The following is a 21,193-nucleotide window of genomic DNA, read 5'->3' as shown; positions in this document are numbered from 1 at the left end:
TCTTGTCCACCAGCATCCTGATCGTCGTTTTCCTGCCGCTGCTGGCAGCCATTATCGGCGGGCTTGGCAACCGATCGCTCGGCAATGTCGCGGTGAAGGCCATTACCACCGGTGCGCTGTTCATCTCCTGCGGCCTCAGTTGGCCCATATTCCTTGGCTTTCTGTCTGGTGAGACGATCGCAGCGGTGGTGCCGGTTCTGGACTGGGTGCGCTCGGGCGACATGGAATTCGGCTGGGCACTGCGGGTGGATACATTGACGGCAGTGATGCTGGTCGTGATCACGACTGTTTCCGCGCTCGTCCACCTCTACAGCTGGGGCTATATGGACGAGGATCCCGATCAGCCGCGTTTCTTCGCCTATCTCAGCCTGTTCACCTTCGCCATGCTCATGCTGGTGACTGCGGATAATCTGGTGCAGATGTTCTTCGGCTGGGAAGGGGTGGGCCTTGCCTCTTATCTGCTGATCGGATTCTGGTTCCGCAAACCCAGCGCGAATTCAGCCGCGATGAAGGCGTTCATCGTCAATCGGGTGGGCGATCTCGGCTTCATGCTTGGCATCTTCGGAACCTTTCTGGTTTTCGGAACCACCTCGATCCCAGTCATTCTCGAAGCTGCGCCTGCCATGTCGGGTGCCAGCGTCGGGTTCTTAGGCAGCAGGGTCATGGTCATGGATGTGCTGTGCATCCTGCTATTCATCGGGGCGATGGGCAAATCGGCCCAGCTCGGCCTGCACACCTGGTTGCCGGATGCGATGGAGGGGCCGACACCTGTATCCGCGCTGATCCACGCCGCCACCATGGTTACGGCAGGCGTGTTCATGGTATGCCGCCTGTCGCCGATGTTCGAAACCGCTCCAGTGGCGCTGGCTTTCGTCACCTTCATCGGTGCCGCGACCTGCCTGTTTGCGGCAACGGTGGGAACGGTGCAGTGGGACATCAAGAGGGTGATTGCCTATTCTACCTGCTCGCAGCTAGGCTACATGTTCTTTGCCGCAGGCGTGGGCGCTTATGGCGCGGCGATGTTCCATCTGTTCACCCATGCCTTCTTCAAGGCGCTCTTGTTCCTGGGCGCAGGGTCGGTGATCCACGCCATGCATCACGAACAGGACATGCGATATTATGGCGCGCTGCGGAAGAAGATCCCGCTGACCTTCTGGGCCATGATGGCCGGGACTCTCGCGATAACAGGTGTGGGTATTTACTGGCTGCATGCAGGTTTCGCCGGGTTCCATTCCAAGGATGCAATTCTCGAAGCGGCGTTCGGTCGCGGCACCGAACTGGGGCAGTTCGCATTCTGGCTCGGCGCGTTTTCGGCCCTGCTGACGAGCTTCTACAGCTGGCGCCTGATGTTCCTGACCTTCTGGGGCAAACCGCGCTGGGCGCAGAGCGAGCATATCCAGCATGCCGTTCACCACGGCCATGACGAACCCGACGAGGCCAATCCTGCACGGCAGGAGAATGCCGGCCATGTTGCGATGCACGATGTGCCGTCGCCGGAGCAGGCCGAGGGAACTGCGGGTTATCATCCGCATGAGAGCCCCGTCTCGATGCTGATCCCGCTGGCGGTGCTATCGCTAGGTGCCATCTTTGCCGGGTGGCTGTTCAGCGAGGCCTTTCTCGACAGCGCCGAATTCTGGAACGGGTCGATCTACTACAACGATGGGCTGATCCACGCGATGCACGCCACGCCGCTGTGGGTGAAGCTGACTGCTACGATCGTGATGCTTGCCGGACTCCTGATCGCCTGGTTCGCCTACATCCGTGACACGTCGATCCCCGGCAAGTTCGTGGAACAGTTCGGCCTGCTGCACAATTTTCTGTTCAACAAATGGTATTTCGATGAACTGTACGATCGCATCTTCGTGCGTCCGGCGTTCTGGTTCGGTCGCAAGTTCTGGAAATTGGGCGACGAAGGCGGCATCGACCGGTTCGGACCGGACGGCGCAGCCTGGCTCGTCGCCCAAGGCAGCGCCGGTGCCCGCAGGTTCCAATCCGGTTATCTTTACAGCTATGCACTCATCATGCTGCTCGGCGTCGTCGCGGCGATCACATGGGTTCTGATGTGATGGGGGGCTTACCCATACTTTCGCTAATGTTGTTCGTGCCGCTGGTGGGCGCGATCGTCTGCCTGTTTCTGGGGGCACACGCCGCGCGCGTTACCGCTCTGGTCACTACAATTATAAACCTCGCGCTCGGCATCTTGCTTTGGGCATCATACGATATCGGCGGGGCGCAGTGGCAATTCGTCGAGAGCCAGCCGCTGTTTGCCGGCTTCAGCTATGCGCTGGGGATCGACGGCATCGCCCTCATGTTGATCGTATTATCGGTATTCCTGATGCCGGTCTGTATCTTGGCAAGCTGGGACGGCATTCGCGATCGTGTCGGTATCTACATGTCGGCTTTCCTGTTCATGGAATTGCTGATCATCGGTGTCTTCGCTGCGCAGGATCTGTTCCTGTTCTACATCTTCTTCGAAGCCGGCCTGATTCCGATGTATCTGATCATCGGCATCTGGGGCGGCGACAACCGCATCTACGCCAGTTACAAGTTCTTTCTCTACACCCTGCTCGGCTCGGTTCTCATGCTCATCGCGATGCTGTGGATGGTGAACGATGCCGGGACATCCTACATTCCGATTCTGATGCAGTATGATTTTGCACCCGGCGTGCAGAACTGGCTGTGGTTTGCCTTCTTCGCCAGTTTCGCGGTCAAGATGCCGATGTGGCCCGTGCATACCTGGTTGCCCGATGCCCATGTCCAGGCACCGACCGCCGGTTCGGTCATTCTGGCGGGTGTCCTGCTGAAGCTGGGCGGTTACGGCTTCATCCGCTTCTCGCTGCCGATGTTTCCTGATGCCTCGGCGCAATTCGCCTGGCTGATCTTCACGCTGTCGATGATCGCGGTCATCTACACGTCGCTGGTTGCGCTGGTGCAGTCAGACATGAAGAAATTGATCGCCTACAGTTCGGTTGCGCATATGGCGATCGTGACCGTGGGCCTGTTCGCCTTCAACATACAGGGGCTGGAAGGCGCGATGATCGTCATGCTGAGCCACGGCCTTGTATCAGGTGCATTGTTCCTTTGCGTCGGCGTCATCTATGACCGGCTGCACACGCGGGAGATTGCGCGGTACGGCGGCCTCGCCATCAACATGCCGAAATATGCGATCTTCTTCCTGTTGTTCACCATGGCGAGCATCGGCCTTCCGGGCACGAGCGGCTTCGTGGGCGAATTCCTGTCGCTCGCCGGCATCTACCAGGTGTCCAGCTTCGTGACGATCATTTGCACCACGGGCATCATTCTCGGCGCGGCCTACATGCTCTATCTTTACAGGCGCGTCGTCTTCGGTCTGCAGAGGAACGAAGACGCTGCTGCGATGCCCGATCTGAACGGCCGGGAATGGCTGATGCTGGCGCCGATCGCCGCCGCGACCTTGTGGATGGGGATCTATCCGGAAAGCTTTCTCGCGCCGATGCGTCAGGATATCGCGGTGCTCGACGCAAGGCTTGCCAGGGTAGCCCCGGAATATGACAGCGCCATCAGGATCGGAACGCCGCGGCCTTCTGCAGCCAATCAGGTCACGGATGAACATGGTGCGGCCGGGGCCGGGGACGCTCACGGAGCGGCAGCTGTCGCCAATGGCGGCATCGCGGGCGAAGGGGCCCATTAATGGACTTTGGAAATTACCTTGCGCTGATCGCGCCCGAACTGCTGATCAGCATATCGGGCCTTGTGCTGCTGCTCATTACCGCATGGGTGGGTGACAGCGCGGCCCGGCCGGTCAGCATTCTCGCAGCCTTGGTGCTCGGCGTCGCCTGCTTCATGGTCGGGCCTGCATTGCTTGAGGGTGCTGCGGGGCCGGACACCAGTGCTTTTGCCGGGCAGTTCCGCGCGGACGGTTTCGCCGCTTTCGCAAAAATGCTGATTTATGTCTCGGGCATCGCGTGCCTGATGATCGCGCCGCCCTTTTTCGAAAGGCTGGGCGCCATGCGCGCCGAATATCCGGTCCTGATATTGTTCGCCGTTCTCGGCACGGGCATCATGGTTTCGTCCGGAAATCTCATCACGCTCTACATCGGTCTGGAGTTGAGTTCGCTCGCCGCCTATGTGCTGGCGTCCTTCCTTCCCGGCAGCGGACGTTCCGCCGAAGCGGGCCTGAAGTACTTCATTCTCGGCGCGCTGGCGAGCGGCATTCTGCTCTACGGCATGAGCCTGGTCTACGGTTTCACAGGCACGACCGATTTCACGCTTATCCGCGCCGCCATGGCGCTCGAATTGTCGACCGGCGCCCTGTTCGGCCTGATCTTCGTCCTCGCGGGGCTGGCCTTCAAGATCGCGGCGGTTCCGTTCCACATGTGGACCCCGGATGTTTACGAGGGCGCGCCAACCCCGGTCACTACCTTCTTCGCTTCCGCTCCCAAAGTTGCCGCCGTTGCCCTCACCGTCAGGGTGTCGCTGGATGCCTTCGGGCTGCAGGCGGATGCGTGGCGGCAAATCGTCATCTTCGCTGCGCTTGCCTCCATCGTCCTCGGTGCGTTGGGAGCGATCGGGCAGGACAATCTGAAGCGGCTGCTGGCCTATTCCTCGATCAACAATGTGGGTTTCATTCTCATCGGCCTTGCGGCGGGCACTCCGCAAGGGGCCAGCGCCGTGCTGGTCTACCTCGCGATCTATGTCGTCATGACGATAGGCAGCTTCGTCGCCATCCTGATGCTGCGCGATGCCGAAGGCAGTTATGTGGAGAATATCCGCGACATTGCCGGACTGTCTCGCGCAAAGCCGGTAATTGCCCTGATCCTTGCCGGAATGATGCTGAGCCTCGCCGGTCTGCCGCCGATGTTCGGCTTCTGGGGCAAGTTCGTCGTATTTCAGGCTGCGGTGCAGGCGGATCTGATCCTGCTGGCCGCGCTCGGTATCGCAGCCAGCGTGATCGGTGCGTTCTATTACCTCAAAGTCGTCAAGGTCATGTTCTTCGACGAACCTGCCGGAGTGGTTCAGGGGCGCAGCGAGACAGGCCACTGGGTACTGCTCATCGCAATGGCGATCATCGTTTCGCCGTTGGGTTATCTTCTCACGATCCCGCTCGGATTACTTGCGGACCGTGCGGCAGTCTCGCTGTTCCTGCTGCCATGATCATCCGCCGCCCGGCACCGTCTTGCTAGAGTTTGTCGCCGAAACAGGTTCGACCAATGCAGATCTTCTCCAGCGCCTGGGGCAGGGTGAGAGGATCGCGGAAGGCCACTGGCTGATCGCCGACCGGCAGAGCGGCGGACGCGGCAGGCACGGGCGAAAATGGGCGGACGGAAGCGGCAACTTCATGGGGTCGACCATCGTTCACGCGGATCGACATTCGCCTCCGGCGGCCTCTCTCGCTCTTGTTGCGGGTCTGGCGGTGAGGACAACCGTCGAACCCTTCATTTCGCAGGGCAGCAACCTCGCCCTGAAATGGCCAAACGATCTGCTGGTGGATGGGGCAAAACTGGCCGGTATCCTGCTCGAGCGAACAGGCGACAGCGTCGTCGTCGGGATAGGCGTGAACCTCGTCACGGCACCGAGGCTCGTCGACCGGCTCGTGTGCAGCATCGCGGATGCAGGTACTGCACCCGACAGGAACAGTTTCGCCGCTGCGCTTGCGTCGGATTTCGCGAAGGAACTGGGGCGTTGGCGACGTTACGGCCTGAATGTGCTGCTACGCCGCTGGCAAGGTGCCGCCTACCCGATGGGCACAAAGCTCGCCGTTCACGAACCCGGCGGAAACCGGATTAGTGGCGAGTTCGCCGGGCTCGACCCCGCAGGATCGCTGCTGCTGCGTTTGGCGGATGGGACAATGCGTGTCATTCATGCCGGCGACATAAATCTGACGCGTTAGGAATTTCGATGCTGCTCGTCGCCGATGTCGGCAATACCAATGTGGTTTTCGCCTTGTATGACAATGGCGCTTTTCGCGCACGATGGCGGATCGCTTCGGATGCGCGGCGCACCGGTGACGAATATGCCGTGTGGCTGCTGCAACTGATGCAGATCGAAGGCGTGCCGCGTGAGGAGATATCGCGCATCATCGTCGGCTCCGTCGTCCCGCGCGCGATTCACAATCTGCAGGTGCTGTCGGAGAAATATTTCGGGATCGCGCCGATGATCGCGGGTGAGGGCGAAGCGGTCTGGCCGATGACCCTCGATGTGGACGAGCCCCGCTCGCTCGGCGCGGATCGGGCCTTGAATGCGATCGCGGCGCACACCAGATATGATGGCGACCTGATCATCATTGATTTTGGCACCGCCACCACTTTCGACGTTGTCGATTTCGCCGGAACCTACAAGGGCGGGATCATCGCACCCGGCATAAACCTGTCGCTGGATGCGCTGGTGAATGCGACGGCTAAATTACCGCGCGTGGCGATTGCCGCGCCGCGCAGCACCAGCGTCATTGGGCGCAATACCGAGGATCAGATGGTGATCGGCGTCTTCTGGGGCTATGTGGCCATGATGGAAGGGTTGATCGCGCGGATGCGTGACGAGATCGGGCGGCCCACTCGTGTAATCGCAACGGGCGGGCTCGCCATCCTGTTCGACGAGCACACGAATATTTTCGATGCGGTCGATGACGACCTCACTCTGGAGGGTCTGGCCCTCCTTGCAGAAAAGGCTTTGAAGTGAAAAAGGACTACACACCCGAACAGGAACTGCTGTTCCTGGCTCTGGGCGGTTCGGGCGAAATTGGCATGAATGTCAACCTTTACGGGTGTGACGGCAAATGGCTGATGGTCGATCTCGGCATGACATTCTCGGGCAATGAATATCCCGGCGTCGACCTCGTGTTTGCCGATCTCGAATTCATCGAGGATCGGGCGGAAGATCTGGTCGGCATCGTGCTCACCCATGCGCATGAGGATCATATCGGCGCAATTCCCTATTTCGCGCAGGAGCTTGGCGTACCGCTTTATGCGACGCCGTTCACGGCGGAACTGGTCCGGCGCAAGCTGCAGGAAGCCGGCCTTACAGGCGAAGTCGAGCTCAATATCATCGAGGGGGCCGACGATTTCGCATTGGGTCCGTTCGATATCTCCTATGTGCCGCTCGCCCATTCGATTGCCGAAGGCCACGCGCTGCTGATCGATACACCCTATGGCCGGATCTTCCACACGGGCGACTGGAAGCTGGACGAGGAACCCATCATCGGCGAGCCTGCCACTGAGGAGGAACTGACCTCCCTTGGAGACGAAGGCATTCTCGCGATGGTTTGCGACAGCACCAATGTCTTCAACCCTGAACCAAGCGGATCCGAAGGCGCGGTCTACAAGGGATTGCTTGAAGAGGTGCGCAAGCACGAAGGCCGGCGTGTCATGGTCACCACCTTTGCATCGAACATCGCCCGGCTGCATACCCTGGGCGAAGTGGCGAAGGCGACCGGCCGCAGGCTGTGCGTGGCAGGACGATCGCTCGACCGAATGATCGAAGTGTCGCAGGATAATGATTACCTTCAGGACCTGCCGGACGTCGTCGATTTCGATACTGCAATGAAACTGCCGCGCGGTGAATTGCTGATCATCGCCACCGGCGGCCAGGGGGAACCGCGCGCGGCGCTGTCCCGGATCGCGGAAGGCAATCACCCGATCAGCCTGGTCGAAGGCGATGTGGTCCTGTTTTCCAGTCGCCAGATTCCCGGTAACGAGATCTCCATCGGCAAGGTGCAGAACCGCCTTTCAGAGCGCGGTATCGTGATGGTCACCGACCGGCAGAGCATGATCCATGTTTCCGGCCACCCGGGGCGCCCCGAACTGGAGGCGCTGTACGGTTGGCTCCGTCCGGAGATCCTCGTGCCGGTGCATGGCGAAATCCGTCACATGCAGGAACAGGCCCGGCTGGGGCTCGATAGCGGCATACCTCATGCCGTTTTTCAGAAAAATGGCGATATCGTCCGGCTCGCGCCGGGCAAGCCCCAGCGTCTGGCGCAGGTCCGGTCCGGGCGCCTTATCCTCGATGGCGACATCATCGCTCCGGCAGACGGCGAATCGATGACGATGCGCCGCCGCCTCTCACGCGAGGGCGTGGTCGTCACCGTTCTCGATGCGAAGAATCGCCCGACCGTCGAGGGCATAGGTCTGCCGCTTGACGAGGATTACGAGGCTTTTGTGGAAGAATGCCAAGGGGACGTGGCGCAGGCCATCGGGCGCTTGAAGGGGCACGACCGTAAAGACGATCGTGCAATCCAGGAGGCGGCGAGGCTGGCGACGAGACGAGCGGCGACTCGCTGGAGCGGCAAGCGTCCGCAAGTCAAAGTCATACAATTGGCAAGCTGAGGTCGAGGGGTGGCCTGGACGTCCGTCATCGCAATCTACGCCCTGTTCTGGGTCGTCATCGCCTTCGTCCTGCTGCCTTTCGGCATCAAGACCCATGATGAAGCGGGGGTGGAAAAAATCGCCGGGCAGGCGGATAGCGCGCCTGCCAATTTCCGCCCGCTTCGCCTTGCCGTTCGGGCAACGATCCTCGCTGCGGTCGTCACCGCTCTGTACGTCGCTAATTTCGTCAATGGCTGGATCGGGGTGGAGGATATCGACTTCTTCCCCAGACCTCCTGAAATGACCTACGCCGAAGAACGTAGCTAGTTTCGCAATCGCTCGATCGATTGGGCAAGCGCCACGTAAAGCTTGCCCATGTCGGAACTGAGCAGCGTCACTCCCAGCGCATGGCCATCGCGCGTCGACAGCATCGTTCGCAGCATGGCTTCGAAATCGTGGATATAACGGCTGACGTGTTCGCGGAAATCGGGATCGTCTTCGAAGATTTCCGCCACTTCACGCGATTGACCATTATCAAGCAAGCGAACGGCCCGTCGTGTGAATATGCCCCGGTCACCGCGCAGATAGGAATTCCAGGCGGTGTCGGTGATCTCGGTCGACAGTGCCTTGGCAATGTCGATGGCATTGGAATTCAGACTTTCGGTAATCAGGGCCACCCTGCGCGAGAAATCATTGTCGACCTGTTCTTCGGCAAGCTCGCGGGCGCGATGGACCCGCGTTTCCAGATTGGCGGCGAGTTCGTTCACCTTACCTAGCTGATCGCGCATCTGAATGGCCGAATCCCGGCCTGCCGCGGCCGCCTTGCTCGCCATCTGTTCCAGTGCTGCGATCGATTCCACGGCATGCCCGGACAGCGAAGTGTCGATGATCCGGGCGGCATCTTCTGCGATGCGTTCGGCGAAGGCATTGACCTTGTTCGCATTATCCGCCTCAAGACCGCGCAGCGCGTCCTTCGAAGCGCTTTCCATCGCCAGGATTGCCGACCGCAATTCTCCGCGAGCCTTTTCGGCAATGACATCGCCCTGCCGTTCGATGTCGCCAAGTCTGTGCTGCAGCTCGTCGATCAGACGCACGTTTTCTTGCTGCTTCGTCTGGATATCATCCTGCAGGGTTTCGATGCCGGCGATCGTCCGCTTACCTGTCCTCCCGGCCTCACCAAGCTGGTCCACCGTCAGTTCCACCGACACTCCTGCGGATTCGAGCATGTCCTTCAGGTTGCGGGAATCCTTCAGAACATCGTGGATACGAGTTTCCACCTCCCTCAGCGATGCGGGCAGATCGTTGCGGCTCCGTTCGGAAGCGGCCTGCAGCAGTTCCAGCAGTCGAATGCTGGATTCGGTGAGCTGCGCGACCGCGCTGTCGGTGCCATCAAGCGCAGTTTGCGAAGCTTCGAGAGTTCCTGTCAGTTCGGCGACACTTCGCGTCACGCGTTCCTGCGTCTCGTGCCCATGTTCGCCGATGCGCGTCAGGCTGGCTTCAAGCGCGTCGATCCTGTCTGCCAATCCTTCGGCATTTTCGGCCAGCATCCGTGTCTGCGCGATCTGATCCTGCCTGCGCTCGACCAGATCGGCGTCGAAAGCAGCAAGGCTGGCCGTCAGAGCCTCGACCGCATCGGCTTCCTGTTCCGCCAGAGCGTTGCGCCGGCTCTTTATCAAGGCGACGAAATTGCCGTGGCTGGCATCCAGTTTTCCGTTCAGTTCCTCCGCATGTGTCGTGATTTCCCGCAGCAGTTCTGCCGCGCTGCTGCGTGCGTCGCCATCCAGCGCGCCGATCCTTTCGGCAAGTTCCGCCGATCGCGCCTGAACCATTTCGATACGCTCGTTCCAGCTTGCCACTGCCCGCGATTCCGTTTCGCCTAGCGCGCGGTTGACCGTGCCGGCGCCATCGCGGATGGTGTTGACGCGGGCCTGCAAGGAGACGAGTGCCTCCGCCTCATGTTCTTCCAGGGCTTCGCCCGCCTCGACGATCTCGGCGCGCAGGCGATCGGCGCGGTGGCGCATTGCGGCGAGCGCATCGACTTCATGGCTGTCGAGATCGGCCCGGTGCGCCTCGCTCCTCTCGGCAAGAGTGGCAAACCGGCGGTTCATGATGTCGTCCAGCTGTATCGCCTGCGCTTCGAACGCCGCGATCGCCGCGTCGACACGGCTGCGCAAGGTCCCCACCTGCCGCTCGCTTGCCGCGCCGAATTCGTTGAGCCGTTCGAAGCCGGCAATCATCTCGCTCAATTGATCACTTGCAGTGCGGCCCGCATTGCCGATCTGGTTGGAAACATCACGGGCCGAATTCGCGATAACCGGAAGATCGTTGCGCAGGCGCCCCATGTTTTCCATGGCGCTTGCGCTGACGGTTGCGATGGCGTCGACCTGGGCGCCATTATGATGAATGAGATCCTGCAAGGCATCGGCATGTTCCGATATCCGCTCGGATGCGACTCTGCCCAGAGCATCGAGTTCGCGCGATTCTGCCGCCAGGAATTCGCGGGCGACGCTGAGTTCGCGATTGATCACGGTCAGCCGTTCCTCCAGCCGCTGCGCCTCTGCCGACAGTACGGATGCCGCATTGCCGAACCGCGTGGCCTCGCGAGTGCTGCTGCGCATGGCCAGGAGCCAACAGGCGACGATCAGCAACACGGGGATGCACCACTGCGTTAACAGTTCTGCCGCCCGGGATAATGTGACGCCCTGGCTGATCGCCGACCCGTTCGACGTCAGGAAAACTAAGGTCCAGGAAAGAATGGCGACGAGGGCAATGGCCCGGGCCACCCATTCCCGCGGCTTCGGACTGGTGGGTTCATCGAGCAATTCCGGCTCCTCGTAACCGACCTGCTCGGCTTCGGGTGCCGGTCCGATGCCGGCATGCCTCGTCGAGTCTCCGCCGTCCTGTCCGACAGCCCTGATGTGTGATCCCGCGCTCATAAACTGAAAGCTACCACTTTTGCGGGAAGGTGAAACCCTGTCTTAACCTAGTTCCACATATGCAGTGCCCGGTGATGTATGAAAATTCCTCTTTCGAAGCGACACTTGCTGCAGCGGCAGAGGAAGATGCAGGTCTGCTCGGCGAGCTTAAAGGTGCTTTCGGGCAGAGCCTGCGCTATCAAGTCGATTTGCTTTCCCGCGCGCGATGCGATGGCAACTGGCTTGTGGCAGCACAGCGCATCCGGGGGCTGGCCGCTTCATTTCATGCCACCGAACTCTTGCATCTGGCCGATACGGCGCTGCAATCGGCACCCGGCGATCCCGTGATCATCCGCGAGCTGCAGGACTTCCTGGCGCAATCCGGTTTCGCCTGATCGCGAGAATCCCCGGCGACCTTGGAAAGCGCCGTATTACCGCGTAGGAAGCAGCCTTTCAGAGAAGGAGGGCTCAGGAATTGCTCGTTGCGCTCGTCTCGACCGTCGATGCACGGGACATGCAGGGCCGGCTCCTGACCGTCGCCGGCCGGACTGTCGTCGGACATCAGATTGCAGCCGCGCTGGCGCTGGGATGCGAGAGCGTCCTCTGTCTGGTCGAGGGACGTGAGATCGGCGCAGACGGCGAGGATGTGGGCAGGCTGCGCCGCCAGGCAGCCGGTGGCGGCGCGGCGTTTCGCCTCGTGTCCGATATTTTCGGCATTTCGTCTGCAGTCACGGCGCACGATACGCTGATCGTCTTCGCCGGGGGCATGCTGCCGCAGCGGTCAATTTGCGACCTTATAGCTGCCGAGCGGCCCGGCATTGCGGCATATGGATCACGCGGAGGCGAGATGAACGCTTTCGAGAGGATCGATGCCGATCATGTCTGGGGCGGCATCTTCCGCGCGCCCGGTGACATAGTGGAACGCTTCGCCGCCGTGGCACCCGAGGGCGATCCCGTCTCGGGCTTGCTGCGCACCGCCTTGCAGAGCGGTGTGCGGCTGTTCGAACTGGCGGATGGAGAGGTGCCGGTCGTGATCCGGACGTCGGAACAGGCGGTCGCCGAGGGCGAGCGATGGCGGCGGCAGCGGCTCGGCAAACCCGACTGGCGCCTACCCGGCGAGGCGATCGCGATCCATCTGGCTTTTCGGCACGCCCGGGCACCCGGCGTGCATGACCGATCATCAACGCCGGCAACCAGGCCGTTTCTGCCCCTTGCTCCGTTTCTGGTGGTCAGTCTGGCCATCCTGATGGCCTGGGCAGGGTGGCCCGTCCTCGCCTTTCTCGCGCTTGGCGCAGCCTTCGTCCTGCGCCTGCTCAGCTTGCAGCATGAAGGGGAACCGTTCGGGGCAGGAACAGAAGCGACCACGACCAGCACGCCCACCTCTATCTTCTCCATCCTTTCTTTCGATCTCGCGGTTCTGACGGTGAGTTATCTCACCTTGCAAGCTGCAGATCCCGGTACTGGCATTTTTCCTGACGGACTGGCGATCGTCATGGCAATCCTCGCTTTGCCGTGGCTGGCAATTCGTTACACCATTCCGCTATGGCAAACAGCGGCGCGTGACCGCTTCGCCCTGTGCATCGGACTTGGCATCTGCGCGCTGTCGGGATCCTTCGCCCTTGCCGCCGGCATCCTGCTGATCGTCATCCTGGCAGCAATGCTGACATCTCCGAAGAACCCCACGGCTAACCCGTCCTTAACCAAGGGATGATAACGGCAGGACATGTTCGAGGCAGCCATGACCCCCACACCGCAATTACCGATCGAGGAGGTTCTTCGGAACGAACTCGTGAGCGGGGACACAGTGCTGGGCACGCTGGGACCGATCATGAGCCATCTGCTGGCAAATCACGACAATTCGCTTTTCAGCGACGAGATCGTCGCCCGCGTTCGCGGGATGATAGGCCATCTAGCAAACCAGATGCTGGACGAGCTTGGCAGGACGCTGGAACTCGCCGATCCCGGGATTTTGGCAGAAGGGCAGGGCCGCGAACTGGCTTCCGAACTCGCGACCTCCCAGGCTTTGCTAACCCACTGCCATGCGCTGGCGCTGGAATGGCAGCTTGCCGAAAGGCTGGAGAAGCGATGCGCCATAGACCCGGTGCTGACTCCGCTCCTGCAGGCGCTGATCGCCTCCACCCGTGAGGAGACGGCGGAAATGGCCATGGCCCTTCTCGCCAGCCAGGTACGGTTCGTGCAGGCGCAGCGAAGGATGGAACTGCCGCTGACGGAATTGCCGGGCGATCTGTTTCACCACGCCGTGCTGACCTGGCAGACCTTTTCCGGCAACAGCGACGAAGCGGCATTGCAGATGGCGAACCGGGCGATGCGCGACAGGTTCGACGAAGGCGCAAGCCGGCTGGGACTTCTCGACCGTCTTGTCGGGGCGATGGGCAATGGGGTGCGCGCCGCCCTGTCCATTTCCCATGCAGGGGTGGCCATCTTCTGCACGGCACTGGCCAGCCAGTCCAATCAGGACCGGGATGTTGCCGTCGTTTCGACCAATGATCGCCAGCTCGCCCGGTTGGCACTGGCCTTGCGGAGCGCAGGCTTGCGTCCGAAGGACATCGAGAAGGAGTTCCTCACCATCCATCCCGATACGGTTCTGCCCGAAGGTTTTGAATCGCTGCGCGCCGACCGCGCAGGCGAGATGCTTCAGGCTTCGGGCGGCTGGTCGCCGGGCTGAACGATGTTGTCCGAAGGTCCGATCACCGCAAGCGCATTAAGCGATGCCGAAGACCGGCTGGTGGAGGCGCAGGAGCCGCTCGCCGGCCTGCAAAAAGCCTGCGGGGGGGTTCTGCCTGGCCGCATAGCCATTCCCGAACTGCTCCTGCTGGTGCGCCGTTCGCGTGACTACAGGCTGCGCCTTGCCCGTACCGTCCAGGCATTCGACGGGGAAGAGATCGTCAGGTTCTGGGCCGCAGTGGAGCCGCTGGGGGAAGCGGGTGGTTGCCGGCTGGAGATGAGCAACTGGCAGGCGGTCCCTGTTGCGGTCGAGCGGGCAAGCGATGTTCAGGACCGCAGGGATGCGCTGACCCGGCAGATGGCCGTGCTGTCGGCAAGGCTGGACCAGCAACAGCATGTTCTGTCTGTAGAGGCACATTCCGCGCGGTTGCGGGACCTTGCGCGTGAAATGCGCGCGCATGTGGGCCAGCACTGGACGGAGCTGGTCGACCTGCCTGAATTGCCGAATGCGGGGGACACGCACTGGCGCCTGCTCGACGGGGCGAGGATCGAGGCGGGGATCGGTGCCTGCGGTACTCACATGAACATGCGGGCACGGGTGATACCGGCCGGCGACAGGAATTCCGGAAGCGCAGGTTTCGAATTGTATTTTCTGGCTGACGAGAAACCGGAGGGCACTCTTCGTCGGCAATCCCCGCAGGCGAGGCCAGCCTCTTTGGGCAAGGCGTTGGGACAGGATCTGGCGCCGGTTCTGCGAAGGCCGGTCGCCCGCATCATCGCGAACGCCGAAACGATCAGGTCACAGCTCGCCGGGCCGCTGGCCGGGGAATATTCCAGCTATGCCGCCGACATCGCCACTGCCGGGCAGCATCTGTTGTCACTGATCGACGATCTGGCCGATCTGGAAGTGGTGGAGGATGCTGAATTCAAGGTATCGCCCGACCGGATCGATCTTGCCGAGGTCGCCCGGCAGGCGGCTGGTATTCTGGGCGTCCGGGCGCGAGAGAAGAATATCAGCATCGCTGCGCCAACCGAGAGTACGAAATACCCTGCTGTCGGAGAATTCCGGCGTGTGCTGCAGATCATTCTGAATCTGCTTGGAAATGCCATTCATTACGCGCCCGAAGGTTCTGCCATCGTCCTGCGTGCGGGCGAATCGGGTGGCATGGCTTCGCTGCAGGTCGCCGATCAGGGGCAGGGCCTCACGCCCGACCAGCAGAAACTGGTGTTCAAAAAATTCGAACGACTGGGTCGCAGCGGCGATGGCGGTTCAGGGCTGGGCCTGTATATCTCACGCCGCCTGGCACGCGCCATGCAAGGCGATCTGACGGTGGTGAGCGAACCCGGGCAGGGTGCGCGATTTACGCTCATGCTACCTGCCGATCCAGAGGCGGCTGCCTGACAGGTCAACCGGCTGATCGGACCTGCGTGTCGCCGCACCCTCAGTCCCGCAATCGGCGCCTTGCGAAAAACAGCAGCAACAATCCGACAACGAGAGCAACGGCACCGCTCACTGCCCAGTTCGACTGCCCTATCATGAAGCTGTCTTTCGGCCACATCAGCAGGCCCAGTCCCTGGAACACCCACAGAAGGCCGGTCAGCACGAGAGCGATACCGGCGATCTGCAGGATGATCCGGAACATGCCTGCAGGTCCCTAGCGTTTTTCGACCGGCACGTAATCGCGTTGCACCGGTCCGGTGTAAAGCTGGCGCGGACGGCCGATCTTCTGATTGGGATCGGAGATCATCTCGTTCCATTGCGCGACCCAGCCCACCGTGCGGGCAAGGGCGAACAATGCGGTGAACATCGTCGTCGGGAACCCGATCGCCGAAAGAATGACACCCGAATAGAAATCGACATTCGGAAAAAGCTTCTTCTCGATGAAATAATCGTCGTTCAGTGCCATTTCCTCGAGGCGCAGGGCCGTTTCGAAGACGGGGTCTGTCACGTTCAGCGCTTCGAACACCTCGCGAACCGTTTTCTGCATGACCGTCGCACGAGGGTCGTAATTCTTGTAGACGCGGTGGCCGAAGCCCATCAGGCGGAACGGATCGTTCTTGTCCTTCGCACGCTCGATATAATGCGGGATCTTGTCTGGCGTGCCGATTTCGCGGAGCATGTTGAGGGCAGCCTCATTCGCACCGCCATGAGCCGGACCCCAGAGACAAGCGATGCCTGCCGCGATGCAGGCGAACGGATTGGCACCCGAAGACCCGGCAAGGCGGACGGTGGAGGTGGAGGCATTCTGTTCATGGTCGGCATGCAGGATGAAGATGCGGTCCATCGCTCGTTCCACGGCGGGGATAACTTCATATTCCTCCGCCGGAACACCGAAGGTCATCCGCAGAAAATTGCCGGTGTAGCTCAACGAATTATCGGGCTGCAGAAAAGGCTGACCGGTTGAATATTTATACGCCCAGGCCGCAATCGTCGGCATCTTGGCAATCAGCCGGTGGCTGCTGATCTTGCGGTGTTCGGGGTCGGAAATATCGGTGCTGTCATGGTAAAAGGCCGACAGCGCACCGACGACACCGCACATGATCGCCATCGGATGCGCATCGCGGCGGAAGCCCTGGTAGAACTGCCTCAGCTGATCGTGCAGCATCGTGTGCCGCGTGATCGTGTAGGTGAAATCGTCCAGCTCCTCCCTGGTCGGCAATTCGCCATTCAGCAGCAGATGCGACACTTCCATGAAGCTGGAATGTTCGGCCAGTTGACCGATGGGATAGCCACGGTGCAGCAGGACGCCTTCCTCGCCATCGATGAAGGTCAAGGCGCTTTCGCAGCTGGCCGTGGATGTGAAGCCCGGATCGAAGGTGAAATTCCCGGTCTGTGCGTATAGTTTGCGAATGTCGAAAACATCCGGTCCGCAGCTGCCCTGCAGAACGGGGAAGTCGTAGGACTCACCGCCGGTTGTCAATGTCGCTTGCTTGTCAGCCAAGTTTCGTCTCCTTGATTTTGTTTACGCCGGTGAGCCGGGAGCGAGCCGGGCGTGAATACGCGCCAGGCTTTCGTCGCGCCCCAGCAGGATCAGCACATCGAATATTCCGGGCGAGGTCGTCGTGCCCGTCAATGCCGCGCGCAGGGGTTGCGCCAGCTTGCCGAGGCCCAGCTCCAGTTCCTCTGCCATCTCCTTCAGACTGGCTTCGAGGGCAGGAATTGTCCAGTCCGTTTCATCTTTCAGCCGGTCATACACGGCAGCAAGCCGCTGCAGTCCTGCATCGTCCAGCAGTTTTTCGGCCTTGTCCGTCAATTCGAATGGAAGCGTCTTGAAAAGGAACTCCGCCCCTTCGGCCAGTTCGTCGAGATCCTTTGCCCGCATCTTCAGTTCCGGCATCGCGCGCTGCAGCAAATCCCTGTCTGCCGGCAGGCCGATCCGCGGGGCGACGAGGCTTGCGAGGCGGGCGTTGTCGGCTTCGCGAATATAATGCCCATTGAGGTTCATCAGTTTCTTCAGATCGAATCTGGACGGGCTTTTACCGACACCATCGAGGCTGAACAGCGCGATGGCCTCCTCGCGGCCGATCTCTTCGCGGTCGCCATGCGCCCAGCCGAGGCGAAGCAGATAGTTCACCAGCGCCTCGGGCAGGATGCCAAGTTCGTCGCGATAGGTATCCACGCCGACGGCGCCGTGCCTTTTCGACAGCTTGGCACCGTCGGAGCCATGGATCAGCGGGACATGAGCGTAGACCGGATCGGGCCAGCCACCCTCGATACGGTCCATCGCGCGAATGATCGGAAGTTGGCGAAATGCGTTGTTAAGATGATCGTCACCGCGAATGATGTGCGTGCAGCCCATGTCGTGATCGTCGACGACGACAGCGAGCATGTAGGTCGGCGTCCCGTCGGCGCGCAGCAGGATGTAATCGTCGATCTCCGCATTGGCGACCGTCACGCGGCCCTGCACCGCATCATCGATGACAGTCTCACCTGCGTCCGCCGTCTTCAGACGCACGGTATAGGGCTTTCCTTCTTCTGCGGCCCCGGCCTGGCGGTCGCGCCAGCGGCCGTCATAGCGCAGCGGCTGCTTGTTCGCCTTCTGGCCGGCGCGCATCGCGTCGAGCTCTTCCGGCGTCGCATAGCACTTGTAGGCATCGCCAGCCTCGAGCAGCTTGCGCGCCACATCGGCGTGGCGGTCGGCACGTTCCGTCTGATAGACCGGTTCTTCGTCGAAGGTAATGCCGAGCCAATCCAGCCCGTCCAGAATGGCGTCGATCGCCTCCTGCGTCGAACGCCTGATGTCGGTATCCTCGATCCGCAATAGCACCTTGCCGCCATGATGGCGCGCGAACAGCCAGTTGAACAGCGCCGTGCGCGCGCCGCCCAGATGCAGGAAACCCGTGGGGGAGGGGGCGAAGCGCGTGACCACCGTTCCGCTATCGCTTGCCATAAGAACCCGTTCCCCTATCCAGTCTGCGCATGAGGGCCTTCTTCCGTGTCTGACATACCGCTCGGCGACAGGACCGGCGAAGGCGATGTTGCATTGCAGCGTCAATGGCCGAACCCTCGCCCGTTGTCCAGCATGGCAGATGCGGCCGACAGCTTTCTCGGCAAGGCCGGGTTCGACCGCGCCCCCTGGCTGGCCGTCAGTCTGGCAGCGGGTATCTCGGCATGGTTTGCGCTGCCGTCCTCTACCTATTGGGTCGGCGCAATCGTGGTCGCCATCACGTCGGCAGCGTTCGCGCTGAAAAGGCTGCAGCGCCAGGAAAACCGGCAGCACATCCTCCTGGCGACGGCGGCGGTATCCATCATGTTCGCGGCGGGTATCGGCGTGATCTGGAGCCGTTCAGAAATTGTGGGAACGCCCGCCATCGCCTATCCGGTGGTGCAACCCGTCACCGCAAGAGTGCTGACCCGCGAGGAGCAACCGGCGAGAGGCCGTATCCGGCTGACCGTGGCACTGCGGGACGGGCTGGGCATCGCCCGCAAGATACGGCTCAACATCACGCCGGAACAGGACGCAGCCGGCATCGACAAGGGTGCGGTCATTACCATGCGGGCGCGATTGTTGCCGCCGGCATCACCAATGTTGCCAGGTTCCTACGATTTTGCGCGGGATGCCTGGTTTTCGGGTCTGGCGGCGACCGGTTCGGTCATCGGACCGATCCGCTTGAAAAAGCCTGCCGATGGCGGAGCCTCGTCACTGGCAGATTTGCGTGGCGATCTGTCCGACCATGTTCGCAGCAGGGTCGCAGGAGCCGCAGGGTCGATCGCCGCGGCATTCGCCAGCGGAGATCGCGGGGCGATTGCCGATGCCGATGCCGATGCCATGCGGGACAGCGGCCTCACGCATCTCCTCTCCATCAGCGGATTGCACGTGAGCGCCGTCGTGGCGGCAACCTACATCCTTGCCATGCGGATAATGGCCCTGTGGCAAAATCTGGCTCTCCGCATCAGGCTGCCTGTTGCCGCAGCCCTGCTCGCCGCGATGGCGGGGGTGTTCTACACCATGCTGACGGGTGCGGAGGTGCCGACGATCCGCAGCTGCATCGGAGCGATCCTCGTGCTGGGTGCGCTGATGCTGGGGCGGCAAGCCCTGTCGATGCGGATGGTGGCCGTCGCAGCGATAGCCATCCTGTTGCTCTGGCCCGAAAGCGTCGTGGGGCCGAGTTTCCAGATGAGCTTTGCCGCAGTGATCGCCATAGTCGCATTGCACAACAGCAAGCCGGTAAGGGAATTCACAAGACAAGGACGGAAGAGACTGTCTACACGCATCGGTCGAAATCTGCTGCTGCTATTCGTTACCGGCCTGGTCATTGAACTGGCGCTGATGCCCATTGTCCTGCATCATTTCCACCGCGCGGGTGTTTACGGTGCCATGGCCAACCTGATCGCCATTCCGCTGGTGACGATAATCGCGATGCCGGCAATAGCGCTGGCTCTTTTCCTCGACCTTGCCGGACTTGGCGCCCCGGCATGGTGGTTGGTCGAAACTTCGCTGAATGCCTTGCTGGCGATCGCTCGTTTGACCGCCAGCCAGGCAGGTTCCGTAACTTTTGTCCCCGTCACCGGGTCGGGCACGGCCATCCTGTTTATCGCAGGATTGTTGTGGCTGGCGCTGTGGCAAGGGCGTATGCGCTTGTGGGGGCTGGTACCCGCCGCATTGGCAGGATTTTGGCTGTTGTCAGCCGCCAGCCCTGATCTTCTCGTATCGGGCGACGGGCGCCAGGTGGCTATCGTCGACACAGGAACACGCATCTATTCGCTGCGAGGTTCCGCCGGCAGCTATGCAGGAGAAAATTTGCAGCAGATTGCCGGAACATCGGCCGATCTACTGCCGCTGCAGGATCGCGACGCGACTATCTGCAACGCCGATTTCTGTTCGACCGTAATCGCGCATGGCAAAGATAGCTACGGCCTGCTTGTCGCGAGAAATGCCAACCCGGTCGCAGCCGATATTCTCAGGCAGTCCTGCGCCACGGCAGATATCGTGATTTCCGAAAGGGTACTTGGGCCGTCCTGCAATCCTCGCTGGCTGAAACTCGACCGCTATATGCTCGATGCGACCGGTGGACTCGCCATTTATCTGCAAGACAAAAAGATCGTTTCCGTCGCGCAAGGGCAGGGCGACCACGGCTGGTGGCGGGAGGCACCTGAATGATGCGCTGCCCCGCCGCGCATCAGTGATAACGCCGTAGCAGCCCCGCAAGTTTACCCTGGACCTGGACCTGAGCCGAACTGTAGGTCTGCGGCTCGTAAGCGGCATTGGCCGGATCAAGGCAGATCATGCCCCCATCGCGGCGCAGATATTTGAGCGTCGCTTCCTCATCATTGACGAGCGCGACGACAATCTCGCCATCGCGCGCCGTATCGGTCCGGCGCACAAGCGCGAAATCGCCATCGAAAATACCGGCTTCGATCATCGAATCGCCGGACACTTCAAGCGCGTAATGCTCACCGGGACCGAGAAGAGCCGCAGGAACGGGAAGCGAGGTCTGCCCTTCTAAAGCCTCGATCGGAGCGCCGGCAGCGATACGCCCGTGCAGCGGAATGTTCACGACATCATTCGCCGCCTGCGGAATCACGATGGGCTTCGAACTGCGGGACGAGGCATCGTTCGCAGCGAGGCGAGGCCGACCAGGAGTGGCAACATCGTCAGGCTGGCGGATAATCTCAAGCGCGCGCGCACGATTGGGCAGGCGGCGGATGAAGCCGCGTTCCTCCAAAGCGGATATGAGGCGGTGAACACCTGACTTGCTCTTGAGATCGAGCGCATCCTTCATTTCCTCGAATGATGGAGAAATGCCCGTATCCTCGAGCCGGGCCTGGATGAACTGGATCAACTCGTGCTGTTTAGCAGTCAGCATGGTGCTTGC

At 61.2% G+C, this 21,193-nt stretch carries 17 protein-coding genes; 12 read left to right on the top strand and 5 right to left on the bottom strand.

Annotated features, from left to right (window positions below; translation table 11 throughout):
• Positions 1-2: 2 nt before the first annotated feature.
• Genes nuoL through HG250_RS02635 form a run of 7 tightly spaced genes read left to right on the top strand, consistent with a single transcriptional unit; the run spans position 3 to position 8,603 of the window.
• Positions 3-2,066, top strand: a complete 2,064-nt coding sequence (gene nuoL / locus HG250_RS02665; RefSeq protein WP_170002558.1) for an NADH-quinone oxidoreductase subunit L — start codon at positions 3-5, stop codon at positions 2,064-2,066.
• On the top strand, positions 2,066-3,670 hold the full coding sequence (locus tag HG250_RS02660; protein ID WP_170002556.1) for an NADH-quinone oxidoreductase subunit M: 1,605 nt from the start codon (positions 2,066-2,068) through the stop codon (positions 3,668-3,670). Before nuoL ends, HG250_RS02660 begins: the two co-directional genes overlap by 1 nt.
• The gene (gene nuoN, locus HG250_RS02655; RefSeq protein WP_170002554.1) at positions 3,670-5,133 is read left to right on the top strand and encodes an NADH-quinone oxidoreductase subunit NuoN; all 1,464 of its coding nucleotides are present in this window, start codon (positions 3,670-3,672) and stop codon (positions 5,131-5,133) included. Before HG250_RS02660 ends, nuoN begins: the two co-directional genes overlap by 1 nt.
• Before the next feature lie 22 nt (positions 5,134-5,155).
• Positions 5,156-5,869: a biotin--[acetyl-CoA-carboxylase] ligase gene (locus HG250_RS02650; protein WP_170002552.1), complete on the top strand. Its 714-nt coding sequence runs from the start codon at positions 5,156-5,158 to the stop codon at positions 5,867-5,869.
• A gap of 8 nt (positions 5,870-5,877) precedes the next feature.
• Positions 5,878-6,654, top strand: coding sequence for a type III pantothenate kinase (locus HG250_RS02645; protein ID WP_170002550.1), 777 nt, complete (start codon positions 5,878-5,880; stop codon positions 6,652-6,654).
• A complete protein-coding gene (locus HG250_RS02640) occupies positions 6,651-8,297 on the top strand; it encodes a ribonuclease J (protein ID WP_338103842.1) in 1,647 nt (548 codons plus the stop codon). Before HG250_RS02645 ends, HG250_RS02640 begins: the two co-directional genes overlap by 4 nt.
• Before the next feature lie 9 nt (positions 8,298-8,306).
• Complete coding sequence (locus HG250_RS02635) at positions 8,307-8,603, top strand: DUF1467 family protein (protein WP_170002548.1); 297 nt, start codon at positions 8,307-8,309, stop codon at positions 8,601-8,603.
• On the opposite strand, the gene HG250_RS02630 is transcribed toward HG250_RS02635, so the two are convergent.
• Positions 8,600-11,212 (bottom strand): coiled-coil domain-containing protein, encoded by a 2,613-nt coding sequence (locus HG250_RS02630; RefSeq protein ID WP_170002546.1) that lies wholly within the window; start codon positions 11,210-11,212, stop codon positions 8,600-8,602. The two genes, HG250_RS02635 and HG250_RS02630, sit on opposite strands and share 4 nt — an antisense overlap.
• 71 nt (positions 11,213-11,283) lie before the next feature.
• Here HG250_RS02630 and HG250_RS02625 point away from each other — a divergent pair, with 71 nt between their 5' ends.
• The 4 genes from HG250_RS02625 (at position 11,284) to HG250_RS02610 (ending at position 15,278) form a co-directional block, all read left to right on the top strand.
• Positions 11,284-11,586, top strand: coding sequence for an Hpt domain-containing protein (locus tag HG250_RS02625; protein ID WP_170002545.1), 303 nt, complete (start codon positions 11,284-11,286; stop codon positions 11,584-11,586).
• 80 nt (positions 11,587-11,666) lie between these two features.
• Positions 11,667-12,902: a hypothetical protein gene (locus HG250_RS02620; protein ID WP_170002544.1), complete on the top strand. Its 1,236-nt coding sequence runs from the start codon at positions 11,667-11,669 to the stop codon at positions 12,900-12,902.
• A 12-nt stretch (positions 12,903-12,914) separates the two neighbouring features.
• On the top strand, positions 12,915-13,877 hold the full coding sequence (locus HG250_RS02615; RefSeq protein WP_170002543.1) for a hypothetical protein: 963 nt from the start codon (positions 12,915-12,917) through the stop codon (positions 13,875-13,877).
• A 3-nt stretch (positions 13,878-13,880) separates the two neighbouring features.
• Positions 13,881-15,278, top strand: coding sequence for a sensor histidine kinase (locus HG250_RS02610; protein ID WP_170002542.1), 1,398 nt, complete (start codon positions 13,881-13,883; stop codon positions 15,276-15,278).
• Between the two features lie 40 nt (positions 15,279-15,318).
• Here HG250_RS02610 and HG250_RS02605 read toward each other — a convergent pair whose 3' ends face one another.
• The 3 genes from HG250_RS02605 to gltX are packed head-to-tail and all read right to left on the bottom strand — an operon-like array spanning position 15,319 to position 18,267.
• Positions 15,319-15,519 (bottom strand): hypothetical protein, encoded by a 201-nt coding sequence (locus HG250_RS02605; protein ID WP_170002541.1) that lies wholly within the window; start codon positions 15,517-15,519, stop codon positions 15,319-15,321.
• Positions 15,520-15,531: 12 nt separating this feature from the next.
• A complete protein-coding gene (locus HG250_RS02600) occupies positions 15,532-16,818 on the bottom strand; it encodes a citrate synthase (RefSeq protein ID WP_170002540.1) in 1,287 nt (428 codons plus the stop codon).
• Between the two features lie 21 nt (positions 16,819-16,839).
• Positions 16,840-18,267, bottom strand: a complete 1,428-nt coding sequence (gene gltX / locus HG250_RS02595; protein ID WP_170002539.1) for a glutamate--tRNA ligase — start codon at positions 18,265-18,267, stop codon at positions 16,840-16,842.
• A gap of 45 nt (positions 18,268-18,312) precedes the next feature.
• On the opposite strand from gltX, the gene HG250_RS02590 reads away from it, so the two are divergent.
• Entirely contained in the window at positions 18,313-20,478 is a 2,166-nt protein-coding gene (locus tag HG250_RS02590) for a ComEC/Rec2 family competence protein (RefSeq protein WP_338103841.1), read from the top strand.
• Positions 20,479-20,497: 19 nt separating this feature from the next.
• Here the strand turns inward: HG250_RS02590 and lexA are convergent, their stop codons facing one another.
• Positions 20,498-21,184 (bottom strand): transcriptional repressor LexA, encoded by a 687-nt coding sequence (lexA, locus tag HG250_RS02585; RefSeq protein WP_170002538.1) that lies wholly within the window; start codon positions 21,182-21,184, stop codon positions 20,498-20,500.
• Positions 21,185-21,193 lie beyond the last annotated feature (9 nt).

Source organism: Pseudopontixanthobacter vadosimaris (assembly GCF_012979275.1).
In the GTDB taxonomy this organism is placed as follows: Bacteria; Pseudomonadota; Alphaproteobacteria; order Sphingomonadales; family Sphingomonadaceae; genus Pseudopontixanthobacter; species Pseudopontixanthobacter vadosimaris.
The sequence above is the reverse complement of the archived record's forward strand: the minus strand, read 5'-3'. Positions and strand labels throughout refer to the sequence as shown.